Genomic DNA, 22,226 nt, shown 5'->3' with positions numbered 1-22,226 from the left:
TTACTTTTAACTTAAGGTTAAAGAACGTTTTCCGTCAGGAAGCAGTGAAATAGTTATAACGGAATGTGTTTCCGGAATCAAATTTGGGATCTTCTCAGCCCATTCTATAAAGCACCAATTACCAGAATACAAATAATCATCAATCCCCATATCCAGCGCTTCGACTTCAGTATTTAATCTGTAAAAATCAAAATGATAAACTAACTGATTGTCAAATGATTCGTATTCATTAACTAAAGAAAAAGTTGGGCTACTCGTTGCTCCGGTTACGCCAAGCGTTTTACACAATTGCTTGATCAAAGTTGTTTTACCAACACCCATTTCCCCATGAAAAAGAATCACTTTTTTAGGATTCTTTGTAATGATTTTTTGCGCCACTTCCTCGAGTTCGTCAATAGAAAAAATGATATTCATTCTTGTGAAGTTGTTTAAAGTTTAAGGTTCATGCTATACGTTAAAAACGGATACTGACTACTTATTTTGGGTTAAAAACCAAAAATGGAATAATCATTTCTTCTAATGAAATACCCCCGTGCTGATACGTATTTTTGTAATAACTCACATAATGATTGTAGTTGTTGACATAGGCCAAAAATAAATCATTTTTTGCAAAAATATACGAACTGCTCATATTTATGGTAGGCAAACCAATATTTTTTGGTTCTTTCACAGCATAAACATCTTTGTGTTCGTATGTCAAACTGCGTCCGGTTTTATACCGCAAGTTCAAACTAGTGTTTTTGTCACCTACCACTTTCGATGGGTTTTTTACGTTTATCGTTCCGTGATCCGTGGTCAAAATCAATTTGAAACCCATTTTTTGAGCTTGTTGAATGATTTCTAAAAGTGGAGAATTCTTAAACCAGCTCAAGGTCAGCGAACGATACGCTTTATCATCAGAGGCCAGTTCTTTTACGACATCCATCTCTGTTTTGGCATGGGAAAGCATGTCTACAAAGTTATATACAACAGTTACTAAATCATTATCTTTTAGTGCTTTAAATCCCTCTGATAATTTTTTTCCGCTGGCAAGACTTGTTATTTTAAAATAATCTTCCTTGATATTCAAACCCAATCTTTTTAGTTGCGCCGTCAAAAATTCGGCTTCAAAAAGGTTCTTTCCGCCTTCTTCCGGGTCGTTTTTCCAGTATTTCGGAAACTGTTTTTCCATTTCCAGCGGGGTTAAACCGGAGAAAATAGCGTTTCGCGCATATTGTGTCGCCGTAGGAAGAATAGAATAGTAAGGCACTTCTTTTTCTAGTTTATAGTAATTTCCTACTACACTTTCAAAGGTTTTCCACTGGTCATAGCGCAGGTTATCAATTACGACAAACAAAATAGGCTTGTCTTTTTTCTGGAGTTCAGGAAGCACTAATTCTTTGAATAAGGTGTGCGATTGAACCGGTTTATCGGCCTTTGGAGCAAACCAATCCTCATAATTGCGCTCTATGAATTTTCCAAACTGGGAATTGGCTTCTGTTTTCTGGGATTCCAAAATTTCAATCATACTCTGATCATCGATATTTTCCAATTCCAGTTCCCAAAAAATTAATTTTTTGTATAACTCAACCCAGTCTTCATAGGAATTCACCATCGCCATTTCCATGGTGATTTTTCTAAATTCTTTCTGATAATCCAGCGTTGTTTTTTGAGAAATCAATCGGGAATGATCCAGATTTTTCTTCAAACTCAACAAAATCTGATTTGGATTCACGGGTTTGATCAAATAATCGGCAATTTTTGACCCTATGGCTTCCTCCATAATGTATTCTTCCTCGCTTTTCGTAATCATAATCATGGGAACCGAAGATTTTTTCTCCTTCATTTCTGACAGCGTTTCCAAACCACTCATTCCAGGCATATTTTCATCCAGAAAAATAATATCAAAATTGTTTTCTTCAAAAATTCCAATGGCGTCAAGTCCGTTGTTACAGGTCGTAACCTCGTAATTTTTCTTTTCCAGAAATAATATATGTGGTTTCAAAAGGTCGATTTCATCATCTACCCAAAGTATTTTTATTTTATCCATAAGTTGTAGTAACAGGTGTTCGAAAGAACTAAATTAAAGTGGCAAATTACATTTTTTTGGAATTGCTATCTGCTAATGTTATTATAATTTTTTAACATATTTACGTTATAATTTTTAAAATTACAATTCACTTTAATTCTGTTTTAAGTTAATTTTTTGGTGTACCCAATCGTTCGTAAACTCCGTCCGGGTCTGACTGTACGCTATATTTTAGATGAAATTTGAGCTATATAATACATGTGTTTGGTATTGTTTTCGCCTAATCTAATGGCAAATTTATCATTTAAAACCAGCACACCACTTACCGTGTTATCTAAAAACTCCTTCGTGACAGGCTTTTTTAACCTAGATTCGTTGTGAATAGGTTTGATATCCATAATAAATTGATTAAATTTCGGAATTGATTAGTCAATCGGAGCGGTACATTCGGCTCGTATTGCTAAAAAATTGAAACTGATGGTTATACAATTGAATGTGATATTCTGTTGTACGATACTCCATTCATGTTGTGTATCGCTTACTCTGTTTTTAAGAGAAAATATTTTAAAAACAGAATCTAAGCCGTTAAAAAAAAGACTAATGAAAGAAGTTACAGATATTTTAAAAGCCTATTCAGCAGCCAAAGCGAGTGGAAAAAAAACAGCATTGGCAACAGTGGTCAAAGTAGAAGGCTCTTCTTACCGTCAGCCGGGCGCACGCATGCTTGTAACAGAAGACGGTATTTTGACCGGTGCTATTAGCGGCGGATGCCTTGAAGGCGATGCCTTGCGAAAAGCACTGCTGGCCATACACCAAAAACAAAATAAGCTAATTACCTACGATACCAGTGATGAAAGCGATTCTGATTTTGGAGTGCAATTAGGATGCAACGGAATTGTCCATATTCTTTTTGAATACATCGATGAATGTGCAGTATGTAATCCGATTTACTTGTTGGAACAATCGGTAGCAGAACGCAAAGAAGCCGTGGTTTTGACCTTGTTTTCCTTGGAGCGGAATACTGTACAAATAGGGACTGTATTAGTGTACCGAGAAGATCTGGTGATTAGTCAAAGAACTGATTTAAAGGCATTGCATGTAGCTTTCAAGGAAGTACTTTATAGCAAATCATCGATTATAAAAAAAATACAGCTAGAAGATCATGAACATGAAGCTTTAATCGAATACATCCCACTCCCAGTTTCGCTAGTACTTGCCGGTGCAGGAAATGATGCGCAACCATTAGTAAAAATGGCTAATTTATTAGGTTGGGAAGTACTTGTAGGTGACGGAAGAGCAACACATTCAACCGCAAAACGTTTTCCAGAAGCCAAGCAAATACTTGTAACCAAGCCACTGCAATTAGTAGAAAACAGCAGCATTGACTCCCGGACTTTCTTTGTCCTGATGACGCATAACTACAAATATGATCTGGAAGTTTTAAAATTGCTTTTGGAAACTGATTGTATGTACATCGGAATATTAGGTCCAAAGACAAAACTGAACCGCATGTTTGATGATTTGAGCGCCGAAGGAATTGTGGTAACTAAAGCACAGCTGGATCGAATCTATGGTCCGATAGGCCTTGATATTGGTGCGGAAACATCAGAAGAAATAGCGCTTTCTGTTGTAGCAGAAATAAAAGCAGTGATGGAAGGAAAAACGGCGAACTCGCTCAAACACAAAAAAAATAAAATACACCCTGCTACGAATGGGATTAAAAATACTTGATTATGATAAAAGACACATTCGGACGCGTTCACGACTATCTCAGGATTTCACTGACTGATAATTGCAATCTACGCTGTTTTTATTGCATGCCAGAAGAAAATTATGCCTTTGCACCAGCCTCTAAATTAATGCAGGTTGAAGAGATCGAAACCATCGCCAAATTATTCGTGGCCAATGGCGTAAAAAAAATTCGCCTGACCGGAGGCGAACCTTTGGTACGAAAAGACGCTCCACGGATTATAGAATCTTTGGGAAAATTAGGGGTTGAACTCGCTATTACTACCAATGGCGTGCGGATAAATGAAATGCTAGACGAGCTTTTAGCGGCAAATATTAAGGCGATAAATATCAGCTTAGATACTTTGCAAGCCGATAAATTTTTGAAAATTACCCGAAGAGATTTGTATCATCGTGTCAGAAGTAATATCGAATTGCTGTTGCAGCACGGGATTCGTGTGAAAATAAATGTGGTTGTGATGAAAGGCCTCAACGAGAACGAAATTCTGGATTTTATAGCACTGACCCAACACAATACAATCGAAGTACGGTTTATCGAATTCATGCCTTTCAGTGGTAATAACTGGACGAGTAACCAAGTTTTTACCCTGCAAGAGATTTTGTTGAAAGTCGCTTCAAAATATGATGTCCTTCCGGTGCAGCCTGAACCCAACGATACCTCAAAAAAATATATGATTCCGGGTCATGTGGGTTCCTTTGCTGTAATTAGTACAATGAGTTCTCCTTTTTGTGAAACTTGCAACCGCATGCGACTGACGGCTGATGGAAAATTAAAAAATTGCTTATTCTCTAAAGAGGAAACCGATTTGCTTGGCGCTTTACGTGCCGGTCAAGAAATTTTGCCTTTGATAGAAGACACTATTATGGCTAAGGCCAAAGCTTTAGGAGGTCAATTTAGTGGCGTTTTTGAAGATATAGATGCCAGTAAACTTAAAAATAGAAGTATGATTACAATAGGCGGCTGATGGAAAATAAAACAGGAATAGTACTATTGGCAGCGGGGAGTTCCTCGCGCTTGGGTCGGCCCAAACAGTTACTTGAATTTAATGGTAAAACCTTACTTTTTCATACTGTAGAACAAATACTCGAAGTAAGCACTAAAGCGATTGTTGTAATGGGTTCAAAGAACACCGCTATTGAAAAAGAAGTTAATTCGGTTTTAATTTGCCGAAATCCTGATTGGCAAAAAGGCATGGGGTCTTCGATAAGCAAAGGCTTGGAGGAGTTGCTGCTTGTTAATTTAGACATTGAGCACTGCATTTTGGCCGTTTGTGACCAGCCTCATATTGATGCTGCTGTTTTCCGCAGCTTAATTGAAAAGCATAAAAAAACCGGAAAAGGTATTATCGCCTCTAGCTATGCCAATACGATGGGAACTCCCGTTTTGTTCAGCAGAAAATACTTTACTGAGCTAATGCAGCTTTCTGGTAATGCCGGAGCCCGAAAAATGATTGAAAAACACAAAAAAGATGTGGCCAGCATTCCCTTTGAAAAAGGGGCTGTTGATATCGACACTATAGAAGATTACGAACAACTGATCCATCCCAAATGATTTCTGTAAAAGAAGCAAAACAACTAATTATGGGCGCAGCTTTGACAAAAAAAAGTGAGCTCGTCGCACTCCTATATGCTCATGGACAAGTGACCGCAAGAGACATTCGAGCCATGATAGACATTCCAAATTTTCATCAATCTTCCATGGATGGTTATGCTATGAAATATGAAGATAAGGACAGTCTTCTTACCATTATAGGAGAAATGGCGGCTGGTACGAGTAGACAACTGGTACTTAATAAAGGTGAGGCTACGAGAATATTTACCGGCGCTCCTTTGCCGGAGGGAGCTGATACCGTAGTAATGCAAGAACGGATATGCCTTGAAAACGGAAAACTACTAGTTGAAGACCAGACACTTTTCAAAGGAGCAAATGTAAGACTAAAAGGAGCAGAGGTTGAAAGCGGAGTCATTGCCATGGCGGCTGAAACTTATCTTTCCCCGGCAGCAGTAGGCTTTCTAGCCGGAATAGGCTGTGCGGAAGTTTGGGTATATTCACCTCCAAAAGTGGCTATTATCCTTACCGGAAATGAATTGCAAGAACCAGGTAGGCCTTTAGATTTTGGTCAGGTTTATGAAGCCAATTCCGTTCAGTTAAAAGCAGTTTTAAATAAAATTGGCGTCAGAGATATTACAGTACAAACTGCTGAAGATCAGATTGAAGTATTACAGGACGTTTTGCAAAAAGCGCTTGACACTCATGATATTGTTCTTTTGAACGGTGGCGTTAGTGTGGGCGATTATGATTTTGTGCCTCTTGTGGCACAGCGGTGTGGTGTCGAGCAACAATTTCACAAAATCAAGCAGAAGCCCGGGAAGCCTTTGTTTTTTGGAACAAAAAAAGACAAATTGATTTTTGGACTTCCTGGAAATCCTTCGTCTTCGCTGACTTGTTTTTACGAGTATGTGTTACCAGTACTTGAAAATCGTATGGGCTTGACTAATAGCTTGACGGAAATTACCGCTAGGGTTACACATGATTATCCTAAAGCTTCGGGATTAACACATTTTTTAAAGGCCTCGTATAGCAATGGAACAGTAACTCCCTTGCATGCACAAGAATCTTTCCGTTTGCACTCTTTTGCTCAGGCGAATTGCTTTATTGTTTTGCCGGAAGAATCAAAAGGTTGCCTAGCCGGAGAAGAAGTTACCGTTCATCTCCTGCCCAGATAGTACTTGCTTTTATAAAAACAGTACTTTTACTATTTATCCCTAATTCATTAAATAGAATGTCTATAGAAGTATTTTACGTAATTCTTTTTTTTGTTGCTTTCTTATATGCTTCGGTTGGCCATGGTGGTGCCAGTGGTTATCTAGCGCTAATGGCACTTTATGGTATTGCTCCTGAAGAAATGAAACCGACTGCTTTAGTGCTCAATCTTTTCGTTTCCATAACTTCTTTTTCACACTATTATCGCGGTGGGTTTTTCTCAAAAAAAATATTTATTCCAATTGCAGCAATGTCGATTCCCATGGCCTTTATTGGCGGAATGATTACCGTTGAAGAAACGGTTTACAAGCGAATTTTGGGAGTGTTATTGCTTTTTCCTATTCTTCGTTTTTTCTTTTTCAAAAATGTAGAAGATTGTCAATTGAGGCCCCATACTGTTTCCGTAGCAATTATTAGTGGAGGAATCGTGGGCTTGCTGTCGGGAATGATTGGTATTGGAGGAGGTATTTTGCTTTCACCCCTTTTATTACTGTTGCAATGGACCAATCAAAAACAGACTGCGGCCATAAGTGCGGCATTCATATTTGTGAATTCTCTAGCGGGGCTAGGTGGTATGCTCACACGAGGTATTACATTCACGGGAGATATGGCTCTGTTTGTTGGTGTAGCTTTGGTCGGAGGATTTTTGGGTGCTTATTTAGGTTCTAAGAAATTTAATGCTACTATTCTGAAATATGTACTGGCTGTAGTTTTACTGTTGGCTTCCTATAAATTAGTGTTTTCAAAAGCTTAGTTATATGTAAATTAGGAGTAATTATATTCTTAATAGGTTTAAGTATAGATATAGGATTTTTAAAATTAATTTTGCTTAAATTTAGACACTAGTATTAATGATGATTTATGGCTCATAAATGTTTGATAATTCAGAATCACAACGCGTAATTAAAAAAATATTCAGAACGTTTAGCGGAATTTTGCATTAAGATGTTTTGGATAAAGATAGATTTATTGTAATTTCCCCAAACGCCCGTATTTGAAAAAATCATAAAAAATCAGGCTTTGCAAATATTATCTACATATGAAAATTAAAATTATAGCATTTGGTTCGATTACAGCGATTATGGGAAAAGAAATTTGCCTGCACGCTACTGACATCGTGTCTATGAAAGAAGCTTTAGAGCAACTTTTTCCAGAATTGTCGGATCGTAAATATGCGGTAGCAGTCAACATGAAATTAGTAGGAACAAATGTTTTATTTGGTCAAAATGATACGGTAGCACTTATGCCACCTTATTCAGGAGGATAATATGGAAAATTATAACGCCCGATATTCCCGCCATTATTCACTTCAAGATTTTGGAACTAAAGGACAGCAAAAACTGGAGAAAGCCAAGGTGCTTGTGATAGGAGCGGGTGGTTTGGGATGTCCAGTCTTGCAGTATCTTGTTGCCTCTGGGATTGGTACCATTGGCATTGTAGATCATGATATCATATCCTTAAGCAACCTGCAACGACAAGTTTTATACACGACGGATGACATTGGTAAAGACAAAGCCACAGTTGCATGCAAAAGACTACTAAGTCTCAATCCTGAAATTAGTATTACGGGCTATGCTATTGCACTTAGTTCTAAAAATGCAATAAAACTCATCCGTGCCTATGATATTATAGTGGATTGCACTGATAATTTTGCATCCCGGTATTTGATAAATGATGCTTGTGTCTTGTTAGAGAAGCCTTTGGTTTTTGGTGCTATTTATCAATATGAAGGGCAAGTGGCTGTTTTTAATGTTGAAGATGAAAATAAGAATAAGACGAACTACCGCCATTTGTTTCCTAAACCTCCAAAACCGGATGAAGTTCAAAATTGTAATGAAGCGGGTGTTTTAGGCGTTTTACCCGGGATCATCGGGTTGATGCAGGCTGGGGAAGTGATTAAATTACTTACAGGAATAGGGGAGGTATTGGTTAATAGACTCCTTACATTCAGTTTGCTTAATTATGAACTGTATGTCATTGAAATTAATATGGAAGTTTCCGTTTCTGATTTGATACCAAAAGATGAAATAACATTCGAAGCCACAGAGTATAACTTGCTCTGCGGACTCGCAAGTACCAAAATTGAAACCCTTTCTGTTATTGATTTTTTAGACCAAGTTTCCAATAACGATACTATTGTAATTGATGTCCGGGAAAAGGACGAGCTTCCAAAAGCTGATTTCAAATATTGTGCTCTTCCCTTATCCGGGCTGAGTGAAAAAATTCCAGAAATTAGTGAACGTACGATTCTATTATTCTGCCAAAGTGGAAAACGAAGCTTGATAGCAGGGGCACTTTTATTAGAAAAATTTGGAACGACCAAAAAAATAAGCCACTTAAAAGACGGCATCAATGCATTAAAAGAACTTAAATAATGATCAAAAAAATCAAAAATATTTTCATTGAAGGAGCTATTCCTCCTTTATTTATAGCAGATAGCATTGCAAAACATGCGACTAAAAAAGATATTGGAGCGCACAGTATTTTCCTGGGTCAGATTCGGGAAGATGTTGTTGATGGCAAAACAGTGAAAGCTATTGAATATAGTGCTTATGAAGCGATGGCGTTAGAAAAAATGCAGGAAATCAGGGAAGAGCTATTTTCTAAATATGAGTTGAGCTGTATGCATGTGCATCACAGTCTTGGGGTGGTCAATGCGGGTGAAATATGCCTGTTTGTTTTCACTTCTTCTAAGCACAGAAACATTGCCATGGAAGCCTGTAATGAAATTGTAGAACGCGTGAAAGCAGAACTTCAGATTTGGGGAAAAGAAATTTTTAATGACCAATCCCATCAGTGGAAAATAAATAGCTGAATTTAATTTTCGTACTTGGATTAAATCCGATTTAGAACATACTATTTTATGACTTTAATAGCCGTGTTAATTCGGAAACGGTAGCAATTGTCAATTCAATTTCTGCTAAAGTGGTGAATTTTCCTAAGCTAAATCGGATCGAAGATAAGGCATTTTCATTTGTAAGACCCAATGCTTTCAAGACATGTGAAGGTTCTGATGTAACAGCCGAACAGGCCGAACCATTAGAAACGGAAATATTTTGCAAAGCAAGAATAAGATTTTCAGAATTCACGCCTCGAAAGCAAATATTGGTCGTATTGTAAAGACGATTTGTTTGCGAACCATTGACAAAAGATGCGGGTATTTTCAATAGTTCCCTTTCAAGTAAGTCTCGCATTATTGTTATCCTATCTCTGTCCTTTTCCATTTCTAAGCTTGCAATTTCGCAGGCTTTGCCAAGTCCGATGATTCCCGGAACATTTAAAGTACCACTTCGTTTGCTGTTTTGCTGACCACCTCCAGTGATTTGACCCGTTAATTTTGCTTTTATTTTTTTGGAAACAAATAATGCACCGATGCCTTTTGGTCCATAAAATTTATGTGCAGAAAGAGACAGAAGGTCAATGCCTAAATCAACGACATTAATTGGAATTTTTCCTATAGCCTGAGTGGCATCGCACAGGAAATAGGCTCCTTTAGATTTAGCAATTTCCCCGATTTTTTTAATATCCTGGAGTGTCCCCGTTTCGTTATTTGCCATCATGACAATTACTAGTGCAGTTTCTTCGGTCACGGATGCTGTAAGAAGGTCTAGGTCTAAAATACCATCCTTATTGACGCCTAAATAGCTGATTTTGTATCCGATGGTTTCTAGGTGAAGGCAAGTATCCAAAACGGCTTCGTGCTCTGTAATTACAGTAACAATATGTTTGCGTTTTTCGTTTGCAAGTCCTTTGATTGCAAGATTTATTGCTTCTGTTGCACCTGAGGTAAAAATAATGTCGTTTGGTTTTGCTTGAATTAGTTCCGCTGTTTGCCATCTGGCCTGTTCGACTGCTTCTTTCACCGTTAATCCAGCCAGGTGGCTACTGTTTGCATTGGCATAAAAATTAGTGAAATAGGGAAGCATGGCATCAAGCACCCGATCGTCAATACGCGTTGTTGCATTATTATCTAAATAGATTTTTTCTTGGATAAGTGTCATTTAAACTAGTATTGTAAAGTAGGTTTTATGCTTATTTAGTTCTTTTGTGAGTTTTTAAGAATCTGCTTTTGCGGAGCATAGGAATTAAAAAAGAGCTTGTAATTGCTATCACCTTTAAAGGTAAAAAATTTAGCCAGAATCATTTTGAAGTTTTAACGATTCTGGCTAAAAAAATAGGGCATTATACCGTTGCCAGACTAAACGGTAATTTTCGTATTCTTTTGCCTGTCAGGTCAAAAATGGCATTTGTCAACGCTGGTGCAAAAGGAGGAAGACCGGGTTCTCCAACTCCGCCTGCATCTTCTTCATTGTCTATAATATACACTTCTATTTGTGGAATATCCGTAATACGAGGCATTGGGTAATCATAAAAATTATTTTGTTCTACTATACCATCCTTAAATGTTATTTCATGTATTGTTGCCGCACCCAGACCCATGACGATGGAACCTTCAACCTGCGCGCGAATAATATCCGGATTTACATACCAGCCACAATCTATGACGGCCCAAACATTATCTATTTTTACACCTCCAGAGGCGTTTTTTGAAACTTTTACAATGTGTCCTACCGTTGATTTGAAACATTCAGTGATGGCTACACCATAGCCTTCATTTTTACTTCTTTTTTTCCAGCCGGAGACTTCTTCCATTTTGTCAATTAGTTTTTGGCATCTCTCATCCTGTAGATGAGCTCTTCTAAAATCCAGCGGATCCGCGCCAGCTTCTACAGCCATTTCATCCATAAAACTTTCAAACGCAAATCCGTTTGTAGAAGCATACACTGAACGCCACCACATTGTTGGTAGTGGTGTTTCAAAGGGAACATCTGAAATGCTTAAATTTTTGATACTCGCATAATAGGGTTCAAGGAATCCTTCGCTGGTACTATCATTAGGAACGTCTTTTTTTCCTCCACTCCAGTGGTCGTTATTTTGGCCTGCCATTCTAAATTTAAGCGCTTCAATTTTCCCGCCTTTTACTACACCTTCACAACGATAAGAGATTCCTGGTCGGTAAGGGCCCTGCTTAAGGTCATCCTCTCGTGTCCAAACTACCTGAACCGGAGCTCCAATTTCTTTTGAAATCAATACCGCTTCATGAGGATAATCGGTAAAGGCTTTTCTTCCAAAACCACCACCGAGGAAAGTCATATTTACAATTACCTTTTCTTTTGCAATTCCCATTTGGGTGCTTATAAAATCCTGAACCCATCCAGGTGCTTGAATCGGACCCCAAATTTCTACAGTATCTCCTTGGAAATTGGCAATACAATTCAGCGGTTCCATACAGCTATGGGATTGGTATGGGGTCTGGTAGATTACATCCAGTTTCTTATTTGATTTTTCTATGATTGCAGTAGGATCACCTTGAGATTTAAGAGGCAATCCTTCCTTCGTTTTTATAAATTCTTCCTGGCGTTTGAATATTTCGGGACTGTTTACATGTTCAAATCCAGTATCATCCCATTCAACTATTAAAGCCTTTTTCCCCTGCATCGCTGCCCAAGTCGAATCAGCCACAACGGCGACTCCTTCCCGAATGGTATTGTGGACCATCATTTTTACCACAAAAATCTGTTTTACCCCTGGTATTTTTTTTGCCACGGAATCATCAAAACTTTTTACTGTTCCACGAAGTCTTGGATTTCGTTCTACGGCTGCATAGAGCATGCCTGGAATCTTTTTATCGAGGCCAAAAATAGCAGTCCCATTTGTTTTCATGGGCGTATCCAAACGGTGTAATGGCTGGCGGATAAGCTTATATTCGGATATTTTTTTGAGTTTAGGATTTTTAGGAGCTTCTAATTTTGAAGCTTGGGTTGCCAGTTCACCATAGTGTTTCTTTTTGCCAGAAGGCCTGTGAATAACATGTCCTGCTTCGGCATAGCAATCGTCAACGGATACATTCCATTGGAGCGCAGCTGCGGCAATCAGCATTTCACGTGCCGTGGCGCTCAATTTTAGTAATTTTTTGTACGCGGATCTTATGGTTGAGCTACCACCAGTAATCTGGTTTCCGTATTTTTTTTCATTTCCTTGGGCAAATACTACGTCTATATCTTTTAAATTCACTTCTAGTTCTTCGGCTATAATTTGCGGAATGGAATGATAGGCACCCTGACCCATTTCGGCACGGTGACTAACTATGGTTACTTTTCCGGAGGTATTGATGAGTATCCAGGCGCACATTTCAATATCAGCTGCTGTTAAATCGGATGGTTTTATTAAAGTTGGAACTGTATCGCCGGGTAAATAAAACCCCATACAAAGAGCAGCCCCACCCAAACCAGTAAGTTTGAGAAAGCTTCGTCTTGTATTTACTAAATTGTTTTTTGAATCCATCATACTTTAGAAATTATTTATTTTACAATACTCTGGTTTAGAAATTATTTGGCGGGAGCATATGCACCGTTATTTAGCCATGTAAGCCATTCTTTTTTAAACTCTGCATGGGTCAGTGGCGGTAGGCTGAGCCCTTCGCCCGGATTCCATCCTGCAAGAACAAAAGCATCATCAGCATGTTTTTTGAGTTTATTAATATCCATATGTCCGTTTTTAGATGGATCCATTAATTGTTTTGCCAGCTGGTGAGCTGTTCTGCCTTCAAAAACCATTTTCATATCAGCAGGTGGCAAGTGCCAGTCTGAATTTCCTGGTGGTGTATGTAATCCAGGTGTATTTTGAGTTTGGTGGCAATTCGTACATTTCATGGCATATAATCCTCTTCCGTCAATACCGCGTTTAGGAGCCATGACATGTAAATGACTGTCTTCTCCTTGCAACGGAACGTCACCAATAGGGTGGCAGTTCACGCAGCGGGGGCTCATTAAAACTTTATAAACCTTTTGGAATGCTCTTACAGAGGCAATGCTGTCCTTGATGATTACAGTAGGATTAATATTTATATATTCACTTTCATTCTCCGGTTTTAGTGTCCAGCCCAATGCAACTACACTAACGAGCAAAAAAAAGAGAATAACAGCCGTTTTATTTTTTTGGAATAAAGCCATAGTAAATTGATTATTTTAAGAGAGGAATATCCTATAAAAAGTTGATTTAGTATATTGAAGTATCTTTTATCTTTTATCTTTTATCTTTTATCTTTTATCTTTTTCTTGTAATTGTGCGGCTAAATGAATGGCTTTTCTTACACGAGGATAGGTTCCGCATCGACAAATATTTCCTGACATCGCGTCATCAATATCCTTATCAGTCGGTTTTGGATTTTCTCTCAATAACACTGCAGCTGACATGATTTGGCCGGAATGGCAGTATCCGCATTGGGGTACATCCATTTCATTCCATGCCAGTTGCGCTGGATGGTCATTATGTAAAGACAAGCCTTCAATTGTGGTTATTTTTTTTCCTTCGGCCCTGCTGACTTTAGTTACGCAGGATCGAACTGCTTCTCCATCAAGATGCAACACGCATGCTCCGCACTGTGCAACACCACAACCAAATTTTGTTCCAGTCAGGCCCAGTGTGTCCCTTACTACCCATAGTAGAGACATGTCCGGACTTACATCAACTTGATAGGTTTTATTATTTACGTTTAATGTTATCATAAGTACTTGAAATTAGATTAAAGATCAATAGACAGTTTCCTGAAAATAGGTAAAAAAATATCTAATGTTTAAACTTACTAAAAAAAATAAAGGTTTTCTAATATTAACACTAAATTTAACGAAAAGTAAATACTGTATTATGATTCTCAACTCACTTTTACTATTGTAAAAATAGGGGTTGCATCTGACAATGAGATAATAAGTACATTTTTGAGGTTTATATTATGGTTTTATTCCTTAAAATTCTGATTTAAATGTGCAGTCCTGTTTATTGCTTCAATAATTATATACTTTTACCTAACAACAGAGATTTATAATACTTTGAAAGGACGTAATTAAATACTAAAGCAAATTGAATAATGAAGTTTACAACAATCACTCTTGGAGACAATAAGATAGAAGTTTTTAATTCTTTTATGGCAAAAGAAACTATACTATTAAACGGAAAAATAGTTTCAGAGAAACGTTCCATAGCAGGAGGAACACATCATTTTAAAATAATTGAAAACGATCAAGAAGTAGCGTGCAAATTTATTTTGGGATATGGTGCTAACGGAGTGGTAATGAGTTTATATAAAGACAACAAACCAGTAATTGAGTCCCAAAGAAATATGTTCTTTGGATTCGTATTAATTACGCTTCTTACGTTTGGGTTTGTATTTTTTTATACTTTACTCTTTCACTGAGAAAGTCCACTACTTAAATATTGGAATCCGAATTAAAAGACAAAACCACTGCTTATACAATAAACAGTGGTTCTGGAACTAACAGGAATCAATTCTAATTAGTCAAGTAAATCTTTATTGCCAGCCCCCACCAAGGGCTCTGTACAATTGAATTATGGCTTTGTATTGTTGGAATTTATTGTCTATCAAGCTTAATTCTGCATTCAAAGCATTGTCTTTTACAGTTAAAACTTCTAAATAATTCGCTAGTCCGTACGTCAATAATTCATCTGAATAATCAGTGGCTTTATTCAATGCAGCTACTTGTTTTCCCCTCACGGTGAGTTTGTAGGTTTCATTGTTGTATTGTGCCAATGCATCCGAAACTTCTTTTCCGGCGGTCAACAAAGACTGCTCAAACTGAAGATAGGCTTTTTCCTGATTTGCTTTTGCAATTTCAAATCTGGTTTTAATCTGTCTTTGGTTAAAAATAGGTTGTGTCAACCCCGTAATTATATTAGCAAAAAGGGAATTAGCACTAAACCATTCTTTCAAATCAATACTCTGAAGTCCACCTGTTGCAGTAAGTTTTAACGTTGGATAAAAATTACTTTTAGCTACATTGGTTTGCTCAAAACTCGAAATAAAGTTGTATTCTGCTGCAATCACGTCAGGTCTGTTTCTTAGTAACGTAGCAGGTACACCAAGTGTAATGGTTGGTTGTAAGGATTGTGTTTCAAAAGTGCTTCTTTCAATTTTGGCAGAAGCTTCACCCATAAGAATGCTCATCGTGTTTTCAAGAATGATACTATTATTCTTTAAATCAGCAAGGATAATTTCGGTAGCATATTTTTGCGCCTCGGTTTGCTTCACACCAACTTCGGTAACATTTCCTGCCGCCTTTAATGCTACAATTGTTTCAATACTTTGATTTCTGTTAATCAAGGTTCGTTCTGCTAATTTTATTTGTGCGTCAACAGAAAGCAATTGATAATAGGTTGCTGCAAGGGTAGCAATTAATTGTGTTTTGACCACTTGATTCGCTGCTGTAGTTTGAAGATAGGCCGCATTTGCTGCGCGCTTGTTGCTTCGTATTTTTCCCCAAATGTCTGCTTCCCAAGAAAGATTCCCTGTAAACAGGTATTGATCTACATTAGTTGCACCACCACCACCACTTATTAAGGCACCTAATTGACTGTTTTTAGAAAGCTCTTGATGCGTCCAGTCGGCACCTACAGAAAGGGAGGGAAAATACCCGGCTTTTCCCTGTCGCATGGCAGCCTCGGCAGCTTGGATATTTTGCATTGCAATTCTGATATCCAGGTTATTGTTTAACCCTTTTTTGATATACCCTTGCAAAAGAGGATCGGTAAAAACGACATCCCAAGCAACATTAGCAAGTGAAGTGGTATCATTTGAAACAACTTCAGTTCTGTAAAGATTTTCGGTTTTTAATTCTGGTCTGTTATATTTTTTAGCAACAAAGCACGACTGCATTACAGTAGCGGTTATAACAACTACTGCTATTTTATTTAACTTATTCTTCATTTTCTTTATTTAAAAGTGCGACATCAGTTTCCTTATTTACTGTAGAAAGTGGTTTTGTAGTAATTTTTTCTTGTAAGGTTTGGAAAACGATAAACAATATCGGTATTACAAAAATACCAAAAATGGTTCCTATTAACATACCGCCAATTGCTCCAGTTCCAATAGCATTATTCCCAACAGCTCCAGCTCCTTTAGCTAACATCAAAGGCAATAATCCGAAAATAAATGCAAATGATGTCATCAATATAGGACGTAAACGAGCAACTGCACCATGAATAGCCGCTTGGGTGATACTCATTCCTTTTTTTCTGGAATCTACAGAAAACTCGACGATTAAAATGGCGTTCTTAGCGAGTAATCCAATAAGCATAATAAGTGTTATTTGTAGGTAAATATTATCACTCACATTGAAAAAATAAGCAAATAAGTATGCTCCTGCTAAACCAATTGGCAATGAAATTAATACCGCAAAAGGCAACATATAGCTCTCATATTGAGCGGCTAACAAGAAATATACAAAAACCAAACACAATAGGAAAATATACAATGTTTGACCGCCAGCACTTATTTCCTCACGAGTCATTCCTGAAAACTCATAACCATAACCAATAGGTAAGGTTTGACTTGCCACTTCTTCAACTGCTTTAATGGCATCACCTGAGCTGAAACCTTCATTTGGAGCCCCTGTGACTTTTATAGAAGTGAATAAATTGAAACGTTCTATTGCCTGAGGGCCAAATACTTTTACTAAAGTCACAAATTGTGAAATAGGAGCCATCTGACCAGTATTATTTCTGACCAATACTTGATTTAAAGATTCGGGATTACTTCTAAATTCGGGTTCAGATTGGTAAATTACACGAAATTGTTTTCCAAATTTGTTGAAATTAGAAGCATAAACGCCACCATAATATCCTTGCATAGTGCCTAAAACATCCGTGACAGTTAACCCTGATTTCTTTATGGTAGCAACATTCAAATCAATTCGGTATTGCGGATAATTTGGAGAAAAAGAGGTAGTTGCATATTTGATTTCGGGACGGCTATTTAAAGCTCCTAAAAATTTACTTTTTACTTCATCCAACTCCTCAATTGTTCCTCCTTTTTGATCTTGTAATTGAAATTCAAAACCATTGGTAAAACCAAAACCAACAAGTGTAGGGCGAGCAAAATAGAGGACTTTTGCATCTTTAACAGAAGCCGTACGCTTAAACAATTCAGCTATTACTGCATTTATTTCCTGATTCGCATCTTTACGTTCAGCCCAAGTTTTTAATTTTACAATTACCATTCCGTAATTACTACCTGTACCACTTATTAAACTACGACCTGAAATACGAAGTACTTCTTTTATTTCAGGAATATCTTTTACTTTATTTTCAATTTGCAATAATACTTCCTCGGTTCTTTCTAATGAAGTGCCGGGCGGAAGAGAAACGTCAGAAAGAATTGCTCCTGTATCCTCACCCGGAACAAAAGCCTTTGGCGTAATATTTAATAATAAGATAAAAATCCCTGCAAAAATGGCAATTCCTAAAAAAGCCAACCATTTACGTTTTATAAAAAACTCAACAGATCTTTTATACTTAGCGGTTGTTGTTTCAAACCCAACATTGAATGCCGTATAAAAGCGTTCTGCAAAACCTTTTTTCTTTGAGTTTTTATCGTGTTCTTTCAAGAAAATGGCACACAAAGCAGGAGAAAGTGTTAGGGCGTTAATAGCTGATAATACAATTGCAACAGCCAAAGTTATTCCAAACTGCTTGTAGAAAACGCCCGCTGAACCACTAATAAAAGAAACAGGAATAAATACCGCCGACATGACAAGGGTAATAGAAATAATTGCACTACTAATATCTTGCATGGCACTATGAGCTGCTTTTTTGGGATCATGTTCCCCAGCTTCCATTTTGGCATGGACGGCTTCAACTACTACAATGGCATCATCGACCACAATTCCCACAGCCAATACCAAGGCAAAAAGAGTTAATAAATTAATGGTAAAGCCAAATAAACTTAGGAAAAAGAAAGTACCCACAATTGCAACAGGCACAGATATTGCTGGTATAAGGGTAGATCTCCAGTCTTGTAAGAAGATAAAAACCACAATAAAAACCAATAAAAAGGCTTCAATCAAAGTGTAGATCACTTTAGTGATAGATTCTTCTAAGAAGTCATTTGCATTAATTAAGGTGGCATATTTTACCCCTTTCGGGAAATTTACTTCCGCTTCATCTAACACTTTTAAAGAACCTTCAATTACTTCTTGTGCATTAGATCCTGCAGTTTGTGCAATAGCAATTGCAATAGATTTGTTTCCATTTGTGTACGCATTACTGGCGTAATTTACAGCCCCCAATTCAATTTTTGCGACATCCCCTAATTTAAGGATTTCTCCGTTTTGGGTTGAACGGATAATAATTTCTTCGAACTCTTTTACATCTTGCAGACGCCCTTTGTATTTTAATGTATATTGAAAAGATTGGTCACTACTTTCACCTAACTGACCGGGAGCGGCTTCAATATTCTGCTCAGCCAATAAAGCTGTAATATCCGAAGGAACAAGTCCATAAGCTCCCATTACATCTGGCTTAAGCCAAATACGCATCGAGTAGTCTTTTTGTCCAAAAATCATTGCTTCTCCAACTCCTGCTACACGTTTTATTTTTGGTAAAATATTGATGTTAGCATAATTTTGAAGGAAAGTATCATCATAATCCGGGTTGTCGCTGTATAAAGATAAAATCAAAATATTGTCGCTTTGTCTCTTTGAAGTTGTTACACCGGCTCTTGTAACTTCCTGAGGCAACAAAGGTGTAGCACGTGAAACACGATTTTGCACATTCACAGCTGCTAAATCTGGATTTGTACCTAATTTAAAGTAAATATTAATAGCTGCTGAACCGTCATTATTTGATGTAGAAGTCATGTAAGTCATGTCTTCAACACCGTTGATTTGTTCTTCTAATGGAATTACTACCGAGCTCATTACAACTTCGGCACTGGCGCCTTGATAGTTTGCTGCTACGGTTACCGTAGGTGGCGCTATTTCTGGATATTGTGAGACAGGGAGTGAGATTAACCCTAAAACTCCTAAAATTACGATGATAATAGAGATCACCGTTGACAATACCGGTCTGTCAATGAATTTTGAAAACATATTTTGTTATTTATTCAATAATTAGTTTCTGAATTACTTTTTTGTTGGATTGATGATAGTTTTAAAATCAATAATTTCAGCCTTAATGAGGGTTCCTTCAGTTACTATCCCCACTCCTTCAACAAGTATTTTATCGTTTACATTTAATCCGCTATCCACTACAAAAAATTGACCTCCAGGAATTGCGCGAACTTCAATTGGGATTGCTTGCACTTTGTTGTTTTTATCCACAACAAGTGCAATGCGTTTGTCTTGTAATTCTAATGTTGCATTTTGAGGAATGACAATAACATCCTCTAAATGTGTAGGGATTTGTATCGTTCCACTTTCTCCAGAACGCAACAATTTGTTTCCGTTTGTAAAACGTGCTCGTACATTAAACGATCCTGTTTGTGTGTTGGCTTGTCCGCTAAAGGTTTCAATTTTACCCTTTTGTTCATATTGCATCCCATTGCTTAAAATTAAATTTACCGCTTCCATTTTGTTTATTTTTTCTTGAAATGACTTTCCTGGAGTATTCATCATGATATCCAATTGTTCTTTTTCATTTACTGAAAAATAGGCATAAATCGTGCTCACATCCGAAATTCGGGTTAAAGGTTCAACGGTTTGGCTGCTTACATAACTTCCAAGTCTTAAAGGTAAAGTTCCTACAATTCCGTTAACAGGACTTTTTATAGTAGCATAATTAATTCTGGCAACGATACTTTGATATGTACTTTTAGCACTAGCTAAATTTGCTTTAGCCGTTTCTAATTGCACATCACTGATGATGTCACGCTCTACCAAAGGGATTAAACGATTTACCTCCACTTGAGCAGCCGCAACTTTTGCTTTTGCAGCGCCAGCTTCCTGGGTTGCTGTTTGAGTCTCTAATTTAAAAAGCAATTGCCCTTTTTTAACTTCTTGTCCTTCTTGTACATATATTTTTTGAATATATCCATCTACTTTTGGACGAATATCTATATCGGTAACGCCTTCTAAACTCGCAGGATATTCAGCTAATAAAGTTGTATTAGAGGTTGCTATCTCAACCACTTTGTAGGACATAACAGAAGGAGCCGTTTTAGCCGTTTCTTTTTTGCAGGAGAGCAAGCTTATTGATAATAAAATTACACTTATAAAATATTTTTTTTTCATCTGGGACTATTTACTAAAATTGATTAATTATTATTTTACTATTATTATTTTCTATTTCTTTGAATTTATGGATGATTTTAATCAATAATTCTTCGACTTCTATTACATGTTTTTTGTATGCTTTTGTATTTTCCAGATTGCACTGCTCTTCAGGACATGAAATGTTTTTTTCACGGTACGCTTGCAATTTTTCGATTATTTGTTTTTCAAAATCAAGTATTTTTAGATAATTAGTCAGTCTTTCGCTAAATGGACTGGATTTGAAATATTTTTTTCGATCACCAGTTAACGTATAATAATTTATTTTGTCCATTTTTAGCAGCAGATTCAAGTTCGTAGAAATCGAACTTTTACTGGCGCCCAGTTTTTCAACTATTTCTTCAAAGGTTAATCCTTTTTTGCAGCCATCAATTATTAATAGTCCCAGAATTCTGGAGCCAAGCGGAGATAAATTATACAGTAACTCAAAATGAATTCCGAACATTTCTATAAGTTCTTCTCTTTCTTTAGGAATATTGTTCATAATTTTTTTGCAAAAGTACTATTTAGTTCGGCATTTACCGAACTAAGCGAACTTAAATCTATGTTAATTTATTTAACAAATTGTAGTTAATGAAGTTACTGCTTCTACAATAAAAATCTAAAGTTTATTTCTTATTTAGTTATAATTAGATTAAAAGTTAGTTGGTGAAAAAAAAATGCTTAATATTGAAAAGTGAACATTTATCCATATTTTATTAAACCAAATGAATTTTACTATGAAATCTAAAAACTTCAAGAACTCTTTATTAATGATTTCTTTATTCTCTGCAACAGCAGTTATGGCGCAACACAACTATGTAAATACTCCGCCAGAGGTTTCCCCAATGTCAATGAAACCAGAAATGACTGAAATTTGGGAACCAGAAGTAAAAGGTATTACCCCGGCTAAAACCCTTGGAAATGCGCCTTCGGATGCGATTATTTTATTTGACGGTAAAAATTTAGCGCAATGGGTGAGCCAGAAAGATATAAATAAACCGGCAGGATGGAAAATTGTTGATCAAGATTACATGGAAGTTGTTCCGGGTACCGGAGCCATTCAAACTAAAATGGTTTTTGGGGATTGTCAGCTGCACCTGGAATGGAGCGCGCCGGATGTTGTTTTAGATGGGGGACAGGCAAGAGGAAACAGTGGCGTATTTTTCCAAAACAGATATGAATTACAAATATTGGATTCCTATAATAATAGAACCTATAGCAATGGCCAGGCCGGAAGTATTTATAAAGATCATCCACCTTTAGTAAACGCCGTGAAAACACCATTAGAATGGAATGCTTATGATGTAATATATACGGCACCTCGTTTCAAAGCAGATGGTAAAATTGATGCTCCGGCAAGAATTACCGTGTTTTTGAATGGTGTTTTAGTCCAAAATAATACTACAATAAACGGGTTGACACTTTACATCGGTTTGCATAATTATCCCTCGGCTCATGGAGAGGATGTTATTTCGCTTCAGGATCATGATTCTAAAAATCAATTTCGAAATATTTGGATCAGAAAAATATAAAATTAAATACCAACGGAGTGCTAAAACGCTCCGTTTTTTTAGCGCTACAGCACAATTAGCATTGTTCTGTT

At 37.0% G+C, this 22,226-nt stretch carries 21 protein-coding genes; 10 read left to right on the top strand and 11 right to left on the bottom strand.

Annotated features, from left to right (window positions below; translation table 11 throughout):
• Nucleotides 1–6 precede the first annotated feature (6 nt).
• The 3 genes from tsaE to EKL97_RS15590 all read right to left on the bottom strand — a co-directional run bounded on the left by tsaE (nt 7) and on the right by EKL97_RS15590 (nt 2,406).
• Entirely contained in the window at nt 7–414 is a 408-nt protein-coding gene (gene tsaE, locus EKL97_RS11395; RefSeq protein ID WP_126568910.1) for a tRNA (adenosine(37)-N6)-threonylcarbamoyltransferase complex ATPase subunit type 1 TsaE, read from the bottom strand.
• Nucleotides 415–475: 61 nt separating this feature from the next.
• On the bottom strand, nt 476–2,029 hold the full coding sequence (locus EKL97_RS11390) for a PglZ domain-containing protein (protein ID WP_126553364.1): 1,554 nt from the start codon (nt 2,027–2,029) through the stop codon (nt 476–478).
• A 203-nt stretch (nt 2,030–2,232) separates the two neighbouring features.
• Nucleotides 2,233–2,406 carry a hypothetical protein gene (locus tag EKL97_RS15590; protein WP_156063247.1) on the bottom strand — a complete coding sequence of 58 codons (174 nt, stop codon included), beginning with the start codon at nt 2,404–2,406 and terminating at the stop codon, nt 2,233–2,235.
• 202 nt (nt 2,407–2,608) lie between these two features.
• Here EKL97_RS15590 and EKL97_RS11385 point away from each other — a divergent pair, with 202 nt between their 5' ends.
• From EKL97_RS11385 to EKL97_RS11350, 8 genes are all read left to right on the top strand, one after another.
• The gene (locus EKL97_RS11385) at nt 2,609–3,739 is read left to right on the top strand and encodes an XdhC family protein (protein ID WP_126451531.1); all 1,131 of its coding nucleotides are present in this window, start codon (nt 2,609–2,611) and stop codon (nt 3,737–3,739) included.
• Between the two features lie 2 nt (nt 3,740–3,741).
• Nucleotides 3,742–4,722 (top strand): GTP 3',8-cyclase MoaA, encoded by a 981-nt coding sequence (gene moaA / locus EKL97_RS11380; protein ID WP_126459434.1) that lies wholly within the window; start codon nt 3,742–3,744, stop codon nt 4,720–4,722.
• Nucleotides 4,722–5,309, top strand: a complete 588-nt coding sequence (locus tag EKL97_RS11375; RefSeq protein WP_126568909.1) for an NTP transferase domain-containing protein — start codon at nt 4,722–4,724, stop codon at nt 5,307–5,309. Before moaA ends, EKL97_RS11375 begins: the two co-directional genes overlap by 1 nt.
• A complete protein-coding gene (gene glp, locus EKL97_RS11370; protein WP_126568908.1) occupies nt 5,306–6,484 on the top strand; it encodes a gephyrin-like molybdotransferase Glp in 1,179 nt (392 codons plus the stop codon). Before EKL97_RS11375 ends, glp begins: the two co-directional genes overlap by 4 nt.
• 56 nt (nt 6,485–6,540) lie before the next feature.
• Nucleotides 6,541–7,275, top strand: coding sequence for a sulfite exporter TauE/SafE family protein (locus EKL97_RS11365; protein ID WP_126568907.1), 735 nt, complete (start codon nt 6,541–6,543; stop codon nt 7,273–7,275).
• A 285-nt stretch (nt 7,276–7,560) separates the two neighbouring features.
• On the top strand, nt 7,561–7,788 hold the full coding sequence (locus EKL97_RS11360; protein ID WP_126514875.1) for a MoaD/ThiS family protein: 228 nt from the start codon (nt 7,561–7,563) through the stop codon (nt 7,786–7,788).
• Nucleotide 7,789: 1 nt separating this feature from the next.
• Nucleotides 7,790–8,896, top strand: coding sequence for a HesA/MoeB/ThiF family protein (locus EKL97_RS11355; protein WP_126568906.1), 1,107 nt, complete (start codon nt 7,790–7,792; stop codon nt 8,894–8,896).
• On the top strand, nt 8,896–9,336 hold the full coding sequence (locus EKL97_RS11350; RefSeq protein WP_126451538.1) for a molybdenum cofactor biosynthesis protein MoaE: 441 nt from the start codon (nt 8,896–8,898) through the stop codon (nt 9,334–9,336). Before EKL97_RS11355 ends, EKL97_RS11350 begins: the two co-directional genes overlap by 1 nt.
• 46 nt (nt 9,337–9,382) lie before the next feature.
• Here the strand turns inward: EKL97_RS11350 and EKL97_RS11345 are convergent, their stop codons facing one another.
• The 4 genes from EKL97_RS11345 to EKL97_RS11330 form a co-directional block, all read right to left on the bottom strand.
• Nucleotides 9,383–10,522: a cysteine desulfurase family protein gene (locus tag EKL97_RS11345; protein WP_126568905.1), complete on the bottom strand. Its 1,140-nt coding sequence runs from the start codon at nt 10,520–10,522 to the stop codon at nt 9,383–9,385.
• A 181-nt stretch (nt 10,523–10,703) separates the two neighbouring features.
• The gene (locus EKL97_RS11340; protein WP_199736780.1) at nt 10,704–12,869 is read right to left on the bottom strand and encodes a xanthine dehydrogenase family protein molybdopterin-binding subunit; all 2,166 of its coding nucleotides are present in this window, start codon (nt 12,867–12,869) and stop codon (nt 10,704–10,706) included.
• Nucleotides 12,870–12,910: 41 nt separating this feature from the next.
• Complete coding sequence (locus tag EKL97_RS11335) at nt 12,911–13,534, bottom strand: hypothetical protein (RefSeq protein WP_126568904.1); 624 nt, start codon at nt 13,532–13,534, stop codon at nt 12,911–12,913.
• Nucleotides 13,535–13,621: 87 nt separating this feature from the next.
• A complete protein-coding gene (locus EKL97_RS11330) occupies nt 13,622–14,089 on the bottom strand; it encodes a (2Fe-2S)-binding protein (RefSeq protein WP_126568903.1) in 468 nt (155 codons plus the stop codon).
• Nucleotides 14,090–14,448: 359 nt separating this feature from the next.
• On the opposite strand from EKL97_RS11330, the gene EKL97_RS11325 reads away from it, so the two are divergent.
• Entirely contained in the window at nt 14,449–14,775 is a 327-nt protein-coding gene (locus tag EKL97_RS11325) for a hypothetical protein (RefSeq protein ID WP_126459463.1), read from the top strand.
• 114 nt (nt 14,776–14,889) lie between these two features.
• Here EKL97_RS11325 and EKL97_RS11320 read toward each other — a convergent pair whose 3' ends face one another.
• From EKL97_RS11320 to EKL97_RS11305, 4 genes are read right to left on the bottom strand one after another with little or no spacing between them, the layout of a single operon-like run.
• Complete coding sequence (locus EKL97_RS11320) at nt 14,890–16,302, bottom strand: efflux transporter outer membrane subunit (RefSeq protein WP_126568902.1); 1,413 nt, start codon at nt 16,300–16,302, stop codon at nt 14,890–14,892.
• Nucleotides 16,292–19,462: an efflux RND transporter permease subunit gene (locus EKL97_RS11315; protein WP_126568901.1), complete on the bottom strand. Its 3,171-nt coding sequence runs from the start codon at nt 19,460–19,462 to the stop codon at nt 16,292–16,294. Before EKL97_RS11315 ends, EKL97_RS11320 begins: the two co-directional genes overlap by 11 nt.
• A gap of 33 nt (nt 19,463–19,495) precedes the next feature.
• Complete coding sequence (locus EKL97_RS11310) at nt 19,496–20,602, bottom strand: efflux RND transporter periplasmic adaptor subunit (protein ID WP_126568900.1); 1,107 nt, start codon at nt 20,600–20,602, stop codon at nt 19,496–19,498.
• A 13-nt stretch (nt 20,603–20,615) separates the two neighbouring features.
• The gene (locus EKL97_RS11305; protein WP_126568899.1) at nt 20,616–21,125 is read right to left on the bottom strand and encodes a GbsR/MarR family transcriptional regulator; all 510 of its coding nucleotides are present in this window, start codon (nt 21,123–21,125) and stop codon (nt 20,616–20,618) included.
• A gap of 235 nt (nt 21,126–21,360) precedes the next feature.
• Here EKL97_RS11305 and EKL97_RS11300 point away from each other — a divergent pair, with 235 nt between their 5' ends.
• Nucleotides 21,361–22,155, top strand: coding sequence for a DUF1080 domain-containing protein (locus EKL97_RS11300; RefSeq protein ID WP_231507346.1), 795 nt, complete (start codon nt 21,361–21,363; stop codon nt 22,153–22,155).
• Nucleotides 22,156–22,226 lie beyond the last annotated feature (71 nt).

Source organism: Flavobacterium sp. LS1P28 (genome assembly GCF_003970335.1).
Classification (GTDB): Bacteria; Bacteroidota; Bacteroidia; order Flavobacteriales; family Flavobacteriaceae; genus Flavobacterium.
Note: the sequence above shows the minus strand (reverse complement) of the source record. Positions and strands in the feature narration are given on the sequence as shown.